Here is a 16383-nt window from a genome sequence, read left to right as displayed (position 1 = left end):
CGCGTGCTGGCGCACCATCGGGGCGTGTGGGCACCGGTGATCGCGGGACCGACCGCGCGTAGGCTCATCAGCGTGGACTGGAATGATTTCGACGCGGCCCTGTTCGACCTCGACGGCGTCGTCACGCCCACGGCGGACGTGCATCAGCGCGCCTGGTCGTCGATGTTCAACGCCTTCCTCGAGGGACGTGGTCTCGACGCGGACTACTCGCTCGACGACTACCACCAGTTCGTCGACGGCAAGCCGCGCTACGAGGGGGTGAGGTCGTTCCTGTCCTCGCGCGACATCGACCTGCCGGAGGGTGATCCGTCCGACGACGCCACCGCTGAGACGGTCTGCGGACTGGGCAACCGCAAGAACGACGCCTTCGAGCGCATCCTGGACGACGAGGGGGTGGAGCCGTACCCGGGATCCGTGGCGCTGGTCGAGGCGCTCGTCGCACGTGGCATCAAGCTGGCCATCGTGTCGAGCTCGCGCAACGCGCCCCGGGTGCTCGAGGCCGCTGGCATGATCGAGCACTTTCCCGTGATCGTCGACGGTGCTGTCGCCTCCGCGCGTCATCTCGCAGGCAAGCCCGCCGCCGACACCTTCCTCGACGCCGCGGTGCAGCTCGACGTGCCCAAGGAGAGGGCCGTGGTGCTCGAGGATGCGCTCTCGGGCGTCAGGGCTGGCCGGTCGGGCCACTTCGGCCTGGTGGTCGGGGTGGATCGAGGTGCCGGAGCGGACGCACTCAAGGAGCACGGCGCCGACATCGTCGTGTCGGATCTGCAGGAGCTGCTGTGAGCGGTGGGCAGCACCGGGGCCCGTCGCACCGCGCTCCTGAGGTCCGCGATCCCCTGGATCGCACCCGGTTCCCGATCGACGAGTGGGCCCTGGTCGAGCGCGATCTCGATCACGACGCGCTCGGCCTGTCCGAGACGCTCTTCGCGGTCAGCAACGGCTATCTGGGCATGCGCGGCAACGTGGAGGAGGGGCGCGACTCCCACGCCCACGGCACCTTCATCAACGGATTTCACGAGACGTGGCCGATCCAGCACGCCGAGGAGGCCTTCGGCTTCGCCCAGGTGGGTCAGACCATCGTGAACGTGCCTGACGCCAAGGTCATCCGTCTGTACGTCGACGACGAGCCGCTGCTGATCTCGGTCGCCGACCTCGTGGACTACGAGCGGCGTCTGGACTTTCGTACCGGCGTGCTGACCCGCGAGATCGTGTGGCGCACCCCCAGCGGCAAGCGCGTGCAGATCCGGTCCCAGCGCATGGTCTCCTTCACCCAGCGCCACCTCGCCGTGATGACCTTCGAGGTCACGATGCTCGACGACCGAGCGCCGGTCGCGATCTCTTCGCAGGTCCTGAACCGTCAGGACGGCGAGGACGAGTACCACGTGCGCTCCAAGGCGATGGGCGAAGGTTTCGACCCGCGCAAGGCCGAGTCCCTGCAACGGCGGGTCCTGGTGCCACAGGGCAACTCCGGGGACATCGACCACGGACGGGTGGCGCTGGGCTACCAGTGCGCCGACAGCGGCATGACGATCGCCGTCGCGGCCGACCACGTGTTCGAGACGGAGAACGACTACACGCAGCGCATCCAGACCGGCGACGACCTCGCCAAGATGACCTACCGGGTCGATGCCGAGCCCGGCCGGCCGATCCGCCTGACCAAGCTGGTCAGCTATCATACGTCGCGCGGCGTGCCGTCGCGCGAGCTGCTCGACCGCTGCCGCCGCACGTTGGATCGTGCGCACGAGCAGGGCGTCGAGGTGCATCTGGCCGACCAGCGCGAGTGGCTCGACCGGTTCTGGGAGCGCTCGGACGTCGAGATCACCGGCCAGCCGGAGGTGCAGCAGGCCACCCGATGGAACCTGTTCCAGCTGGCGCAGGCCTCGGCGCGCGCCGAGGGTGCCGGCATCCCGGCCAAGGGCCTGACGGGGTCGGGCTACGGCGGCCACTACTTCTGGGACACCGAGGTCTACGTCCTGCCGTTCTTGACCTATACGTCGCCGCGCGCCGCCCGCAACGCCCTGCGGTTCCGCCACTCCTTGCTGGACATGGCCCGCTCGCGGGCCCGCCAGCTCGCCCAGAACGGGGCGCTGTTTCCCTGGCGCACCATCAACGGCGAGGAGGCCTCTGCCTACTACGCGGCCGGCACCGCGCAGTACCACATCGATGCCGATATCGCGTTCGCGCTGAGCAAGTACATCGCGGCCACCGGCGACATCGACTTCCTGACCCGCGAGGGTGTCGACGTGCTGGTCGGCACGGCGCGCATGTGGGTCGACCTCGGCTTCTGGCGCAACGAGGAGGACGGCGCGTTCCACATCCACAGCGTCACGGGGCCCGATGAGTACACCACCGTCGTCAACGACAACCTCTTCACCAACGTCATGGCCCGCTTCAACCTGCGGCACGCGGCCCAGGCGGTCCGCGAGCTGGCCGTACGCGACGGCATCGAGTTCGAGCGGCTGCTCAAGCGGCTGACGCTGGACATGAGAGAGGTCGAGGCCTGGGAGAAGGCGGCCGACGACATGGCCATCCCATTCGACGAGCACCTGGGCATCCATCCGCAGGACCAGCACTTCCTGGACCGCGAGGTGTGGGACCTGGAGAACACCCCGCTGGACAAGCGGCCCCTGCTGCTGCACTACCACCCGCTGGTGATCTATCGCTTCCAGGTGCTCAAGCAGGCTGACGTCGTCCTGGCGCTGTTCCTGCAGGGCAATCACTTCACCGATGCCGAGAAGCGCGCCGACTTCGAGTACTACGACCCGATCACGACCGGCGACTCCACGCTGTCGGCGGTCGTGCAGTCGATCATCGCCGCCGAGGTCGGCTATCACGACCTGGCGCTGCGGTACTTCAACGCCTCACTGTTCGTCGACCTCGCCGATCGCCACGGCAACACCACCGACGGCGTGCACGTGGCCTCGACCGGCGGTGTCTGGAGCGCGCTGGTCAGCGGGTTCGGTGGGTTCCGCGACCACGGAGGTGCGTTCTCGATCGACCCGCGCCTGCCGGCGTCGTGGGAGGCGTTGACCTATCGCCTGACGGTGCGCGACTCGCGCGTCAGGGTGACGGTGCGCGACGCATCGCTGGAGCTGATGATCGAGTCCGGCGAGCAGGTCACGCTGTCGGTGCGCGGCACCGAGATCACGGTGTCGGCGGGCAACCCTGTGACCGTGCCCCTGGACGGGCAGGGCCCGCGGCTCGAGGGCGAACCGCCCCCGGTCCCCGGCCGCAGACGTGCCGACGGCACCACCATCACCGCGATCGTTCCCGGCGCCTGACCCGCCCCGGGAGCGGTGACCTAGCGTCCTTTCGTTCCCGAGGGCGGTGCCGTGGCGTCCCTTCGGGGTCGGTGATGGGTCGCTACGTCACCGCTTCTGGGCGTACCGTCGATCCGTGACCGATCTGACTGACTTCATCGCCGCACTGCCCAAGGCCGAGCTGCACGTGCACCACGTGGGGTCGGCGTCGATGGACACCGTGGCGACGCTCGCCGAACGCCACGCCGGCAGCACCGACGTCCCGACGGACCCGGCCGCGCTGGCCGACTTCTACACGTTCACCGACTTCGGGCACTTCATCGAGGTCTACCTCGCGACGGTCGACCTGCTGCGCACCCCCGAGGACCTCTGGACACTGACCCACGATGTCGCTCGCGATCTCGCGGCGCAGAACGTGCGGTACGTCGAGCTGACCTGCACGCCGTACACGTCGATGGCGGTCGGCATCAGCGCTGAGGCCTACGTCGAGGCGATCGAGGATGCCCGCCACCGCGCCGAGGCCGACTTCGGTCTGACCATGCGCTGGATCTTCGACATCCCCGGTGAGTCGGGCGTCCCGGCCGCCGACGCCACGCTCGACGTGGTCACCCGACTCCAGCCCGATGCCCTGATCGGCTTCGGGCTCGGCGGCCCCGAGGTCGGGGTGCCGCGTCCGCAGTTCAAGCCTCATTTCGACGCGGCCCGCGCGCTGGGCCTGCACAGCCTGCCGCACGCCGGCGAGTCCACCGGCCCCGAGACCATCCGCGACGCTCTCGACCAGCTGGGCGCCGAACGCATCGGACACGGCATCACCGCGGTCCAGGATCCCGACCTGCTGCAACGTCTGGCCGACGAGGCGATCCCCCTCGAGGTGTGTCCGACGTCGAACGTCCGCACCCGCTCGGTGGCGTCCATCGAGGCGCACCCGCTGGCGCAGCTGGTCGCCGCCGGCGTCCCGGTCTCCATCAGCTCTGACGACCCGCCGATGTTCGGCACGACGCTGAACACCGAGTACCAGGTCGCGGCCGACCTGCTGGGCCTCGACGCGGCGGGGGTCGCCGATCTCGCCCGCGCCGCGGTCCGCCAGAGCTTTGCTCCGGCGGACGTCGCGGCGACGCTGCTGGCCGAGATCGACGCCCACGCCGGCTGAGGTCTGTCAGTCGAGGGTGAGTCCCTCGGCCGGCGTCACGCGCGAGGCGCGACGGGCGGGCAGCACGCAGGCCGCGAGGCCAGCGGCTGCGGCGGCTGCGACGACAGCGACCAGCTGCCCCCAGGGCACGATCGTCGAGACAGCGGGCACCGTCGGAGCGACCAGGGTCCTGACCCCCAGCCAGCCATAGATGACGCCGAGCGCGGTGCCGAGCAGCGCGGCGACGACGGCAAGCAGTAGCCCCTCTGCGGCGAGCACGCGGCGCAGCTGTCGCCGCGTCAGACCCAGTGCCCGGAGCAGGGCGTGCTCGCGCCCTCGCTCGAGCACCGACAGGCCGACCGTGTTCGCGATCCCGACGAGCGCGATCGCCACACCGACGCCGAGCAGACCCAGCACCGCCCCCACCAGCACGTCCAGCTGCAGGTCGACGTAGGCGCGGTCCTGCAGCGCATTGGTGGTCTCCAGCCCGGTACCGCGGGCCAGCGCGCCCAGCTCGCCGCCGAGATCGTCGGCGTCGGCGTCACCGTCGGCCCGCACCCAGACCGCCGGCGTCCCGGCGCCACCGAGCTCGGCGAGCGCGGCCGGCGAGATGATCGCGGCCTGACCCCACGTGGAGGCCACGAACGTCGTGCGCAGCGTCACCGTGCGATCGCCGACGCCCAGCGTGACCTCGTCGGGCAGCTCCTGGTCGGTGTTGCGCACCAGGGCGAACGGCACGAGGACCTCGCCGTCGGCCGGGGTGAGACCCTCCGTGTCGCGTCCGATCGCGCGCACGGACGAGTCGGGGCCGAGCACCGTGACCTGGCCGAGCCCCTCCGCCTCCGCAACGACGCCGGGAACCGCGACCGCGTCCTCGACACCCGAGGTCCCCCGAACCGCGGAGAGCAGGTCGTCGTCGATCGTGGTGGTTCCGGTGAGAGCGACGTCGACGGGGTGTTCGGCGTCCATCTGATCGTCGAGCGCGCCCCGGGCGCTGGCCGTGCCGGTCAGCACCGCCGTCGTCAGGGTCACGCCCACCAGGAGTGACGCCGTGGTCGCAGCGCTGCGCCGCGGGTTGCGCACGGCGTTGGCCAGCGCGATCCGTGCCGACGGGCCGGTACGTCCGAGCAGTCCGCCCACCACGCGTAGCAGCGCGGGCACGAGGATCGGCCCCAGCAGCAGGACCCCCACGAACGACGTCATGCCGCCTGCGAGGAGGGCCGACACCGAGCTCGACGCCACCGCGACGGCGAGCCCGACGATCCCCAGGGTCACGACGAGGCCGCCCAGCGCGACGCGCACCCGACCGGCCCGGGTCCGAACACCGGTGTCGGCGGCCGGGCGCAGGGCGGCGAGTGGACTGACCCGCACCACGGCGCGGGTGGGCCACCAGGCGCCGATGAGTGTCGTGACGACCCCGCCGACGAACGCCGGCACCAACCAGGTGGCGGAGAGATCGACGGCACCCATCGTGTCGCCCGCGAACAGCCGGACGAGGGCCACGACGCCGTGACCTGCGGCCACCCCGACCCCGACGCCCACGAGCGAGGCGAGCACGGACAGCGCGAGCGCCTCGTACCGCACCGACCGGAGGACCTGGCCGCGGGTGGCACCGACGCACCGCAGCAGGGCGAAGTCGCGGGTGCGCTGCGCGAACAAGATGGTGAACGTGTTGGCGATGACGAGCACGGCCACGAAGCCGGAGATCGCGGCGAACAGCAGCAGAATGGTTCCGATCACGTCGACGCCCTGGTTGATCGTCGTGACGCGGGCGTCGACGTAGGAGTCGCGGTCGCGCACCTCGGCGGCGACCTCGCCCCGGAGCACCTCGGCGCGGGCTGCCACGTCGCCAGCGCCCGCCACGCGGTACACGACCGCATCGGCGTAGGCGGGCAGCTGCGACAAGGTCTCCCACGGCACGTGCACGTCGGCGGCGAGGTACGACGGGGAGGCCGCGAGCCCGACGACCTGCACCGTTCGGGCCTCGGCACCGCCGCCGAGCACGAGCCGGTCGCCGACCGCGATGCCTGCGGCCTGCGCAGCCGACCGGTCGACGAGTGCTTCGTCGGGGGCCGCGGGCGCGCTCCCCGTCGTGATGTCGAGGCGCTGCAGCGCCGGATCGGCGGCCACGGTGCCGACGGACGTCTGGTCGCCGAGCGAGGTGCCGTCGGCGGACACGGGCATGAACCCGCTGCCCACCACGTCGGCCGAGTCACCAGCGCGGTCGGCCTCGGCCAGGGTGGCCGCCACGTCGTCGTCCGCCAGTCCGTACTCGTCGCCGACCACGAGGTCTGCGCCCGCGTAGACGTCGGCCACCCCGGCGGACAGGCCGTTCTTGGCCGACGAGGCGAGCGCGTTGGTCACCACGACGAAGCCGACGGCGATGGTCACGGCCACGACGGCGGCGACGTAGCGGCGAGTGTGGGTGCGCAGCGACGCGAGCAGCACGGTCCTCATCGGGCCACCCCCACGGTGGGGTCGGCCTGCAGGGCGGCGACGAGCTCGGCGCGGTCCGGTGCCGAGAGGTAGGTGCGGATCCGGCCGTCGGCCAGCACCACGACGTCGTCGGCGTACGCGGCGGCATCGAGCTCGTGGGTCACCAGGACGACCGTGCGTCCCAGCTCGCGGACCGACTGGCGCAGGTAGGACAGCACCTCGGTCGAGGCCGCGCTGTCGAGGTTGCCGGTCGGCTCGTCGGCGAAGACGATCGCTGCGTCGCCCACGAGGGCCCGCGCGATCGCGACGCGCTGCTGCTGACCGCCGGACAGCTCCGAGGGCCGGTGACTCAGGCGGTCGCTGAGTCCGAGAACCTCGACCACCTGGTCGAACCGGCGGAGCGTTCCCACGTCGGCGCGGCGGCCCGCGAGCTCCAGGGGCAGCATGATGTTCTGCCGTGCGGTCAGCATCGGCAGCAGGTTGAACGCCTGGAAGACGAAGCCGAGGTGGTCCCGCCGGAACCGGGTCAGCCGGTCGTCGTCGAGGTCCTGCAGGTCCACGCCGGCGACGCTGACCGAGCCGGAGGTCGGTCGGTCGAGTCCGGCGAGGCAGTGCATGAGCGTCGACTTGCCGGACCCGGACGGGCCCATCACGGCGGTGACCCGTCCGGGCGCGAGGTCGAGGTCGACCCCGTCGAGGGCGTGGACCGCAGTCGGGCCGGAGCCGTAGGTCTTGGTCAGGTCGCGTGTGCTGGCGGCCGTCGTGGCGGTCCGCTGTGTGGTGTCGTCCATACCCTCGACGCTAGGGACACGAGGGACCCCGGGTCGTCAGCTCCAGGGCGGGTTCTCGGTGTCATCCCAGGGGATGATCCGCCTCGAGGGCCAGCAGCACGAGCTGTACGCGGTCGCGGGACCCGGTCTTGGCGAGCAGACGTCCGACGTGGGTCTTCACGGTCGCCTCCGACACGAACAGGGCACCGGCGATCTCGGTGTTGGTGAGGCCCCGGGCCACCTGGTCGAGCACCTCGCGCTCCCTGGCGGTGACGTCGCGCAGTCGGTGCTCCGTCGACGCCGACCGCGCCGGTGGCGTGCGGTCGGCCGCGAGGAAGTGGTCGAGCAGGCGTCGCGTGGTCGACGGCGCCACCACGGCCTCGCCCGCCTGCACCGCGCGGATCGCGCCGAGCAGGTCGGCGGGCGCCGCGTCCTTGAGCAGGAACGCCGACGCGCCTGCCTGCAAGGCGGCGAATGCGTACTCATCGAGGTCGAAGGTGGTGAGCACGATGACGCGTGGACCGTCGGCGCCGATGCGCCGCGTGGCCTCGACGCCGTCCATGCGGGGCATGCGAACATCCATCAGGACGACGTCGGCGGTCGTCTCGGTCAGGCGCTCGAGCGCCTCCTGTCCGTCGCCGGCCTCGCCGACGACGGTGAGGTCGTCCTGGCTCTCGACGAGCATGCGGAAACCGGCCCGGACCATCTGCTGGTCGTCGACCAGCAGCACGCGGATCGGTCCGTCACTCACGTCTGCACTCCTCGCCTTGTCATGGTGGGTGGGGTCATGGTGTGTGGGGTCATCCGTGTGTGGGGATGGTCGCACGCACGGCCCAGCCTCCGCCCGGCTCGGGTCCGACGATCAGCGTGCCGCCGTGCACCTCGACCCGCTCGCGCATCCCGAGCAGCCCCAGGCCCGCACCGTGACCGGAGGCCGCGCCGCGGCCGTCGTCGACCACCTCGACCTGCACGGTCCCCTCGTCCGCGAGCAGCCGGACCGTGGCCGTGGCGACCGGCCCGGCGTGCTTGCGCACGTTCGTCAGGGACTCCTGCACCAGGCGGAAGACGGTGAGGCCCACGCCACCGGCGACCTCGGGCACGGGATCTGGCAGGTCGGCGACGACGCGCCCCGTCGCGACCTCGGCGACCAGCAGGTCGGCGAGGTCGCCGAGGCCGGGCTGGGGCGCGAGCGTGGGATCGGACGTCCCGCGCAGGAGACCGAGCAGCCGGCGCATCTCGGCCAGCGCGTCCCGCCCGGCACCAGCCACGGTCTCCAGGGCCTGCACGGCCACCTGGGGGTCACGCTCTGAGGCGTAGCGGGCGCCGTCGGCCTGCACGATGACGACGGAGAGTCCGTGGGCCACCACGTCGTGCATCTCGCGGGCGATGCGCGACCGCTCGTCCGATGCCGCCATCAGGGCCCGTTGTTCGGCCTCGGCTGCCAGCTGCCTCCCTCGCTCCACGAGGGACTCCTCGTAGGCGGCCCGCACCCTGCCCTGGGTGCCGAGGGCCCACGCGGCGACCACGATGGCCCCGACGACGAGGAACATCGGCAGGTAGGAGCCGAACGTCAAGGGGGTCTGGAACTCGGGCGGGACATTGGTGTTGAAGGTCCGTGTCCACACGAACGAGGCAGTGGCCGCCCCGGCGACGCCCGTGGCGAGTGCCAGCCAGCCCTGCACGGGACGGCCGTACCGGGCGACCGAGTACAGCGCGACCGGGAACGCGGCCTGGCCCCAGGCAGGTTCGGGCCAGAACACGGGCTGGATCGCGCTGGCGGAGGCGACCAGGACGAAGGTCGTGGTCGGACGGGTGCGCCGCAGGTACAGCGGCAGGGTCTGGACCACGCTGAGCACGAACGCCGCCGTCCCGATGGCGATCATCAACAACGATCCGGCCACGAGGGCGGTGGCCACCGCGACGTCGAACCACCACCGTGCGCGGGGTCCGAGGCGCCAGGGCCGTCCGCCTCGCCGCCCACCCATCTGCCCACCGGACAGCTCTGTGGTCATGCGGTCGAGCCTAGGACTGCGGCCCGGCCCGGGCGTCCGACCACGGGATGATTCTCGATCAGGTCACCAACGGGTGGGAGCCGTGACGGGCGGGGCCAGCGGAACACGCACCAGCAGGACGCCGGAACGGATCGATGCGGTGATCTCGCGCCCTTCGCCCACCGGGTCGCCGTCGAGCTGCATGGGCAGGTCTTTCTCGGCCTTGATCACGACGGTCGTGCCGGTGAGTCGGTCGAGCTTGTCGTTGGTGCGCTTCTGCCGCCCGACGACCCGCACGATGATCGCCAGCCAGCCGATGAAGCGCTTGGGCGCGATCACCACGACATCGAGCTGGCCGTCGTCGACGCGCGCCTCGGGCAGCAGGGGAATGCCCCCCTGCAGGAATCCGACGTTGCCGATCACCACGGTGCGGGCGCGGAACTTGCGGAACTCGCCGTCGTCGACCGAGATCTGCACCTTGACGGCCGGGAATCGCGCCGCCTTGACGCCGGAGACGAAGTAGGCGAGCCAGCCGACCTTCTCCTTGAGCTGGTCGTTGACGCCGGTCATGATCGCTGCATCCATGCCGAGGCCGGCCATGACCAGGAAGGACGTGTCGATGCCCGAGTCGCTGTGGTAGGTGCCCAGGTCGATGGCCTTGTCCTGGCCCTCGAACAAGACCTCGAGCGCGTCACGGATGTTCAGCGGGATGCCGAGGTTGCGAGCCAGCAGGTTGCCGGTGCCCATCGGCACGATCCCCACGGCGACTCCCGTCTGGGCTGCCTCCTCGCACACCGCACGGACCGTCCCGTCGCCGCCGGCGGCCACCACCAGATCAGCGCCGGAACGGAGGGCGGCTGCGGCCTGACCGTGGCCGGGATCCTCGATCGTGGTCTCGAACCACAGGGGTTCGCTCCACCCTGCGGCAGCCGCCACAGCGGTGAGACGGATCTTGAAGTCGTCGATGTCGCCGACCTTGATCGGGTTCAGCACGACCGCTGCCCGGCGACCCCCCGTACCGGTGACCATGGCCAGCTCGTGCGGGAACCGCACGGTGTCGGACACGATCAGCACCCACAGTCCGAGCGTCAGACCCACGCCCACGATCAGGCCGGCGAGCACGTCGGAGGCCCAGTGCACGCCGAGGAACACCCGACTCGCGGCGACGGCCACGCCGAGCACCGACAGGACCGAGATGAGGGTGCGGCGCCTCCAGCCTCGGCCGGTCAGCACGATCGTGATCAAGATGGTGACGGTGAACAGCAGGGCAGCACCCGAGGCGTGGCCGCTCGGGAAGGCGTAGCCGCCGATCTCGTTGAGCGGCTCGGTGAAGGCAGGGCGCTCGCGGCGGAAGACCAGCTTCAGCAGGGCGTTGCCGATCAGCACCGAGGCGCCGCTGGCCACGATCCACCACGCGATGCGGCCCTGACGCTGGTACAGCGCGAAGGCCAACAGGACAACAAGACCGATCGTGGTGCCGATCGTCCCGAAGATGAGTGCGGCGGCGTCGAGCAGGTACAACAGGACGGTGTTGTCGACGCTGATGTCGTACGCGCGTTGGGCCACGGTGTCGTCGATGGGCCCCACGGGCCACAGCTCGGCTTGGGCGAATCCGGCCAGCGCGACGAATGCGATGGCCAGGGTAGCCAGCACCCACAGCAGGATCGACGGACGCGTCGGTGTCGCTCGGCGCAGGTCGAACGACACGGCGCTCCCTCCGGATGGATCGGCCCGCCGCGAGTTCGGGCAAAGGCAGGGTCGACCAAGGGTAGTCGACGGTCGGCAGGGCGTGCCGGTCGTGGGGGATGCGGCGTTAGTCTGGCTGACGTGATCGATGCCCGGCTCCTGCGCGAAGACCCTGACCTGATCCGCGCGGCCCAGCGCCGCCGCGGCGCTCCCGAAGAGATCGTCGACGACCTGATCGCCGCCGATCAGCAGCGCCGGTCCGCGATCGCCACCTTCGAGAAGGCGCGCGCCGAGCAGAAGCGCCTCGGCGCGCAGATCCCGCAGGCCACCGGCGAGGAGAAGCAGGCACTGCTCGCCCAGACCAAGGAGCTCAGCGCCCAGGTCAAGCAGGCCGAGGCCGATCAGGGCGCGGCCGGGTCCACCTTCGACGACCTCATCAGGCAGGTCCCCAACCTGGCGTCGCCCGAGGCCCCCGAGGGTGGTGAGGACGACTTCGTCGTGCTCGACACCGTCGGCACCCCGCGCGACTTCACGGCCGAGGGCTTCGAGCCGCGCGACCACCTCGAGCTCGGCGAGATCCTGGGGGCCATCGACACCGAGCGCGGCGCCAAGGTCAGCGGTGCGCGCTTCTACTTCCTGACCGGCGTGGGTGCGCAGCTCGAGCTGGCCCTGACCCAGTTGGCCATGAGCAAGGCCGCCGAGTGGGGATTCACTCCCATGATCCCGCCGTCGCTGGTCAAGCCCAGCGCGATGGAGGGCACCGGCTACCTCGGCCAGGGTGGTGCCGAGGACGTCTACTACCTGGAGAAGGACGACCTCTACCTGGTCGGCACGTCCGAGGTGCCGATGGCCGCGTACCACTCCGAGGAGATCCTCGACGCCGACTCGCTGCCGCTGCGGTACGCCGCGTTCAGCCCGTGCTTCCGGCGTGAGGCCGGTTCGTACGGCAAGGACACCCGCGGCATCTTCCGCGTGCACTGGTTCGACAAGGTCGAGATGTTCGTCTACACCACGCTCGAGGAGTCCTACGCCGAGCACGAGCGCATCCTCGGGTGGGAGCGAGCCTGGCTCGACGCCCTCGAGCTGCCGTACCGCGTGATCGACGTCGCCACCGGCGACCTCGGCCTGTCGGCCATCCGCAAGTTCGACTGCGAGGCGTGGATCCCCAGCCAGGGCAAGTATCGCGAGGTGTCGTCGGCGTCGAACACCACCGAGTTCCAGACTCGCCGGCTGGGCACCCGCGTGCGCGGCGCTGCGTCTGATGGCGGGGCGGGCACCACGCCGGCCGCCACGCTCAATGGCACGCTGTGCGCCATGACCCGCAGCATCATCGCGATCCTCGAGAACGGTCAGCAGGCCGACGGTTCGGTCCGGTTGCCGGCCGCGCTGCACCCCATGCTGGGCGAGGTTCTGAGGCCGCGCGGATGACCTCCTCCTCGGACTGGCGACCGCGGCTGGTCGCCCTCGACGTCGACGGCACCCTCGTCGACTACGACAACGTCATGACCGACCCCGTGCGCGAGTCGGTGCGGGCGCTGGCCGCCGCCGGCATCGAGGTCGTCATCTCCACCGGACGCTCGGTGCCCGGCGTGCTCAACGCGGCGGACAAGCTCGATCTCGAGGGGTACGCGGTCGCCAGCAACGGATCGGTCGTCATGGCGTACCGACCACTGGAGATCGTGCACCAGGTGACCTTCGACGCCTCCGAGGCCGTGCATCGCATCGTCGAGCGCCTTCCCGACGCGCTCGTCGCGGTCGAGGAGATGGGGGTCGGCTACCGGGTCAACAAGGCGTTCCCCTCCGGAGAGATCAACGGCACCATGACCGTGCAGTCGGTCGCCGAGCTGGTCGGCGAGCCGGTGACCCGCGTGATCATCCGCTCGCCCGAGCACGACGCCGACGACTTCCACGAGATCGTCGCGGACCTTGGGCTGGGCGACACCAACTACTACGTCGGCTACACCGCCTGGCTCGACCTTGCGCCCGAGGGCGTGTCCAAGGCGTCGGGTCTCGACGTGCTCTGCCAGCGTCTGGGGCTCGAGGCCGCCGATGTGCTGGCCGTCGGTGACGGCAACAACGACATCGAGATGCTGAGGTGGGCCGGTCGCGGAGTGGCGATGGGCCAGGGACCCGACTCGGTCAAGGCCGCGGCCGACGCGGTCACCGGCCCGATCGACGCCGACGGCCTCGTCGACGAGCTGCGCCGCTACCTGTAGGGCCCACGCCGGCCCGACTCACCAGTGCCAGGCGTCGCCACCCACGTTGGCGATCATGCGCTGCAGCACCTCGATCGTGGTGGCGAACTCCTCGTCGCTGATGCCCTGCATGCGTTCGACCTGCAGAGCCTCCTGCACCTGTGCTGCACGCTGGAACAGCTCGGTGCCGAGTTCTGTCGACCGGACGCGAGCGCCGTCGTCGGTGATCCATGCGCGTTCCGACGCCGAGGAGAGGGCATCCTCGATCGCCTCGACCGTGTCGTTGGGCCCGATGGTCTCGATCATCGCCGTGCGCCCCAATCCCTGCGGGATGGAGCGAGAGCTGATGCAGGACCCACCACTGTGGCTGCGAGACTCCCACGTCGGCGAGGGCGCCACGAGTACGTGCCACGACTGCCTCGCCGGCACGTGTGGCCCAGAAGCCGATCCACGTGTGGGACATGGCGGCTCGGACACACAGACGGGCTTGACCGGCCGATCGTCGAGCTTGAACCGTTGGTCGGAAGCCTCAACCCGCTGTGGTCGGCGGCAAAGTCTGAGCGACCTGCAGTACCTCGCGTCGCTGCTGCTCACGACAGGTATGGAAGGTATCGCCTCTTCTTTGCGCGCTTCTTCCACCCTGGCAGTGGAATCAAACTTCTGAGCCCGTCGTACGTGGTCACACGCGACTCGACACCGGTGCTCGAAATGATGCCCAGGAGTCCGCGGTCGAGACCGAAAGCAACCCAGAGACGTCCATCGATCGCAGTGTCGACGTAGTCGTCCACGATCTCTAGATCCACCTCAACCGGACCGTCCAGTGACTCGGCCTCGCAGAACGGAACGCCGTACTCGATCTCTTGGGCATCGGAGCCCTTCCAAGTCGACACGATGACGGGTGCCGCCCCTTCCCGAAGCGGTTGAAGAGTGAAGATGCTTCGCCCGTTCGGGTCACCTGACTGGACCAGGTCGGCGACCTCCGCGACCTCGGCAGCTCGCTGTAGAAAGTGATCCAAGATCGGCCGATTCACCACCACAGGATCGCACAGCACAAGACACTGCCCCCGTCCCGCTGCGGGATCGCTGGGCGGCGGCCGGTGGCACCCACAACTGCCACCGTGTCGGCATTCCGATGGTGGGCCGGGCCAGTGGAAGGATGGGAATCATGGAATCTGTGGTCCGCCTGGTGACTGTCGTCGACATCGATGACGGACCCGTAGCCGTTGACGCCCCGGTGCTCGATGGTCCAGCGCAGGACGGCTACGAACCGGGCCTTGCCCCCCTTGGTCCCGGACCCAGCGCTGATGATCCCTGCACCATGTCGTTGTCCGCAGTGCTTCTCGTCATCCTCGGCGATGGGCGTCTGATGACGCTTCTCGGCGACCGAGGCTGGAGCGCATCTGGACATGCAGATATCTGGCACCGGACATTAATCGAGGAGGTGGAGGAGACCGCCCGCATGGTGGTCGGCCCAGACGAGCCCTTCGGCCGCCACTCCCAAGCAGACATGGAAACGGACCACTGGGCCTCCTTGGCAAGCAGTCTTCGACAGCAGGGAATGGCCGTCGACGCCGAAGAACTGCGCAGGTTGCCCCACGATGTCGAACTCACCGAGAGGCTGCGCCGTCGGCTCACCGAGGCGTGACTGTCTCTTGCCCGCAGCGCAGCGATCGCCAAGCGGTCACCGTTTCGCTGGCGGCAAGTCCTTCAGATCGGTAAGACCCAGTGGCGCGCAAGACCGAGATCGTCCAATCAGGCCGCGCTTCCCGAACGCCATCTCATCTTCAAAGCGATGCGTGACCGAGCAGTCAAAAATATCTCCTCGGTGCCCCAAAACCGCCGGACCGGGTTTAGGGCCGTCAACACTGCGTGGTGATCGTTGCGGTCGGCAGCCTCTTCGGCCACGAGTGTCCGTGCCTTCAGCAGTTGAGCCACCCCCCACCGCCTCGCAAGAAACCACGCCAGCAGGACGTCAACGAGAAAACCGCACGTCGCAACGACCGCCGCAACGTCGAAGAAAACCTGGCCTCCTCCCTTATCGGCTCCGGGCAAGATACGGAGGATCAAGTAGAAAGCCGCCGCCAAAGCGAGAGCGGCGACGGACACCCAAGTCATGTACGTGTAGAGCGGAGTCCTGCGAAGCCCGATCCACCGAGCACGTTCTAGGGGCACCTGGTCGTCGCGATCATCGATCATTTTTGGCCCTCCAGCACGGCCAGAAACTCCCAGCGAGCACCCGCTGTTCGCCGCCTACTGCTTCCGCGGTCTCTAGCGTGCTGCCCCATATCACCCCCGAATAGCAATCCCACCCAGCGTCAACAGATCCGCTCATCAGCAGATCCAGTCGTCCCGAACCAGGATCGGCTAGCGAGACGCGCGGCGTAGGCGGTGGGGGGAAACAGAAGCGGGCTTAGCGGGCTCAGAGTCGCGCCGACAGATTCTCGGCGACCTCGGTCGCAGGTAGGTCGAATCCAGAGGCCCGCTCTCCCGACCAGTTGAGTCCTACGAAGATGCCGTCCTTGGCCAGTCCCACCAGCCACCGCTCTCGCCATACGTCAAGTGGGATCGATTCGGGCGTGAAGTCCACGTAGGCGACTGCAGCCCTGATCACCTTCTCGGCTCTCGACCGAAGTGACCAGAACGGCACGGCCCGCTGACCATCCGCATTTTCCGGCGCTGGGAAGCCGCCGCTATCGCGGATGACCCAAACCTCACCGATCCGAAGCACTTCCTCATAGAACGCGTTGGCGTGTGCGGCACTGATCGACACGTGTGCATCGTCTCAGCAAGCCTGACCAGATTGCCACCAGATGTATTGGGAGTTCAGGGGCTTGGCGGAACTGGCGTGTCGGCCGATGGCCGCTACATTTCAGACATGAGTGGGAACGAGCGACCGATACCACCGATCACGCTCTA

At 69.5% G+C, this 16383-nt stretch carries 15 protein-coding genes; 6 read left to right on the top strand and 9 right to left on the bottom strand.

Annotated features, from left to right (window positions below; genetic code table 11):
• Positions 1–72: 72 nt before the first annotated feature.
• The 3 genes from ACHAA3_RS16160 (at position 73) to ACHAA3_RS16150 (ending at position 4410) form a co-directional block, all read left to right on the top strand.
• Complete coding sequence (locus tag ACHAA3_RS16160) at positions 73–783, top strand: HAD family hydrolase (protein ID WP_435710116.1); 711 nt, start codon at positions 73–75, stop codon at positions 781–783.
• Entirely contained in the window at positions 780–3281 is a 2502-nt protein-coding gene (locus tag ACHAA3_RS16155; RefSeq protein WP_435710115.1) for a glycoside hydrolase family 65 protein, read from the top strand. The genes ACHAA3_RS16160 and ACHAA3_RS16155 overlap by 4 nt, the downstream gene beginning before the upstream one ends.
• A 115-nt stretch (positions 3282–3396) precedes the next feature.
• The gene (locus ACHAA3_RS16150) at positions 3397–4410 is read left to right on the top strand and encodes an adenosine deaminase (RefSeq protein WP_435710114.1); all 1014 of its coding nucleotides are present in this window, start codon (positions 3397–3399) and stop codon (positions 4408–4410) included.
• A 6-nt stretch (positions 4411–4416) separates the two neighbouring features.
• Here the strand turns inward: ACHAA3_RS16150 and ACHAA3_RS16145 are convergent, their stop codons facing one another.
• The 5 genes from ACHAA3_RS16145 to ACHAA3_RS16125 form a co-directional block, all read right to left on the bottom strand.
• On the bottom strand, positions 4417–6846 hold the full coding sequence (locus ACHAA3_RS16145) for an ABC transporter permease (RefSeq protein ID WP_435710113.1): 2430 nt from the start codon (positions 6844–6846) through the stop codon (positions 4417–4419).
• Positions 6843–7616 (bottom strand): ABC transporter ATP-binding protein, encoded by a 774-nt coding sequence (locus ACHAA3_RS16140; RefSeq protein WP_435710112.1) that lies wholly within the window; start codon positions 7614–7616, stop codon positions 6843–6845. Before ACHAA3_RS16140 ends, ACHAA3_RS16145 begins: the two co-directional genes overlap by 4 nt.
• 61 nt (positions 7617–7677) lie before the next feature.
• Complete coding sequence (locus tag ACHAA3_RS16135; protein WP_435710150.1) at positions 7678–8301, bottom strand: response regulator; 624 nt, start codon at positions 8299–8301, stop codon at positions 7678–7680.
• 94 nt (positions 8302–8395) lie between these two features.
• Positions 8396–9607, bottom strand: a complete 1212-nt coding sequence (locus tag ACHAA3_RS16130) for a sensor histidine kinase (protein WP_435710111.1) — start codon at positions 9605–9607, stop codon at positions 8396–8398.
• Positions 9608–9670: 63 nt separating this feature from the next.
• Entirely contained in the window at positions 9671–11293 is a 1623-nt protein-coding gene (locus ACHAA3_RS16125; protein ID WP_435710110.1) for a diacylglycerol kinase family protein, read from the bottom strand.
• 120 nt (positions 11294–11413) lie between these two features.
• On the opposite strand from ACHAA3_RS16125, the gene serS reads away from it, so the two are divergent.
• Positions 11414–12700 (top strand): serine--tRNA ligase, encoded by a 1287-nt coding sequence (gene serS, locus ACHAA3_RS16120; protein WP_435710109.1) that lies wholly within the window; start codon positions 11414–11416, stop codon positions 12698–12700.
• Positions 12697–13488 (top strand): HAD family hydrolase, encoded by a 792-nt coding sequence (locus tag ACHAA3_RS16115; RefSeq protein ID WP_435710108.1) that lies wholly within the window; start codon positions 12697–12699, stop codon positions 13486–13488. Before serS ends, ACHAA3_RS16115 begins: the two co-directional genes overlap by 4 nt.
• Positions 13489–13506: 18 nt before the next feature.
• On the opposite strand, the gene ACHAA3_RS16110 is transcribed toward ACHAA3_RS16115, so the two are convergent.
• Both ACHAA3_RS16110 and ACHAA3_RS16105 read right to left on the bottom strand, forming a co-directional pair.
• Positions 13507–13773, bottom strand: a complete 267-nt coding sequence (locus tag ACHAA3_RS16110; RefSeq protein ID WP_435710107.1) for a hypothetical protein — start codon at positions 13771–13773, stop codon at positions 13507–13509.
• Positions 13774–14057: 284 nt separating this feature from the next.
• Positions 14058–14498 carry a hypothetical protein gene (locus tag ACHAA3_RS16105; RefSeq protein ID WP_435710106.1) on the bottom strand — a complete coding sequence of 147 codons (441 nt, stop codon included), beginning with the start codon at positions 14496–14498 and terminating at the stop codon, positions 14058–14060.
• A gap of 155 nt (positions 14499–14653) precedes the next feature.
• Between ACHAA3_RS16105 and ACHAA3_RS16100 the strand changes: the two genes are divergently transcribed.
• Positions 14654–15112, top strand: coding sequence for a hypothetical protein (locus ACHAA3_RS16100; protein WP_435710105.1), 459 nt, complete (start codon positions 14654–14656; stop codon positions 15110–15112).
• Positions 15113–15219: 107 nt separating this feature from the next.
• On the opposite strand, the gene ACHAA3_RS16095 is transcribed toward ACHAA3_RS16100, so the two are convergent.
• Together ACHAA3_RS16095 and ACHAA3_RS16090 are read right to left on the bottom strand one after the other, a co-directional pair.
• Complete coding sequence (locus ACHAA3_RS16095) at positions 15220–15663, bottom strand: hypothetical protein (protein WP_435710104.1); 444 nt, start codon at positions 15661–15663, stop codon at positions 15220–15222.
• 223 nt (positions 15664–15886) lie between these two features.
• Complete coding sequence (locus tag ACHAA3_RS16090; RefSeq protein ID WP_435710103.1) at positions 15887–16237, bottom strand: DUF2750 domain-containing protein; 351 nt, start codon at positions 16235–16237, stop codon at positions 15887–15889.
• Positions 16238–16383: the final 146 nt, after the last annotated feature.

Origin of the sequence: Aeromicrobium sp. CF3.5, assembly GCF_051262695.1 — a bacterium.
GTDB lineage: Bacteria > Actinomycetota > Actinomycetes > Propionibacteriales > Nocardioidaceae > Aeromicrobium.
The sequence above is the reverse complement of the archived record's forward strand: the minus strand, read 5'-3'. Positions and strand labels throughout refer to the sequence as shown.

What these genes read in the sequence shown, in the direction of transcription:
- ACHAA3_RS16110 (WP_435710107.1), bottom strand. Translation starts at nt 13,773, where the DNA reads ATGATCGAGACCATCGGGCCCAACGACACGGTCGAGGCGATCGAGGAT.
- ACHAA3_RS16145 (WP_435710113.1), bottom strand. Translation starts at nt 6,846, where the DNA reads ATGAGGACCGTGCTGCTCGCGTCGCTGCGCACCCACACTCGCCGCTAC.
- ACHAA3_RS16140 (WP_435710112.1), bottom strand. Translation starts at nt 7,616, where the DNA reads ATGGACGACACCACACAGCGGACCGCCACGACGGCCGCCAGCACACGC.
- ACHAA3_RS16130 (WP_435710111.1), bottom strand. Translation starts at nt 9,607, where the DNA reads ATGACCACAGAGCTGTCCGGTGGGCAGATGGGTGGGCGGCGAGGCGGA.
- ACHAA3_RS16135 (WP_435710150.1), bottom strand. Translation starts at nt 8,301, where the DNA reads ATGGTCCGGGCCGGTTTCCGCATGCTCGTCGAGAGCCAGGACGACCTC.
- ACHAA3_RS16115 (WP_435710108.1), top strand. Translation starts at nt 12,697, where the DNA reads ATGACCTCCTCCTCGGACTGGCGACCGCGGCTGGTCGCCCTCGACGTC.
- ACHAA3_RS16095 (WP_435710104.1), bottom strand. Translation starts at nt 15,663, where the DNA reads ATGATCGATGATCGCGACGACCAGGTGCCCCTAGAACGTGCTCGGTGG.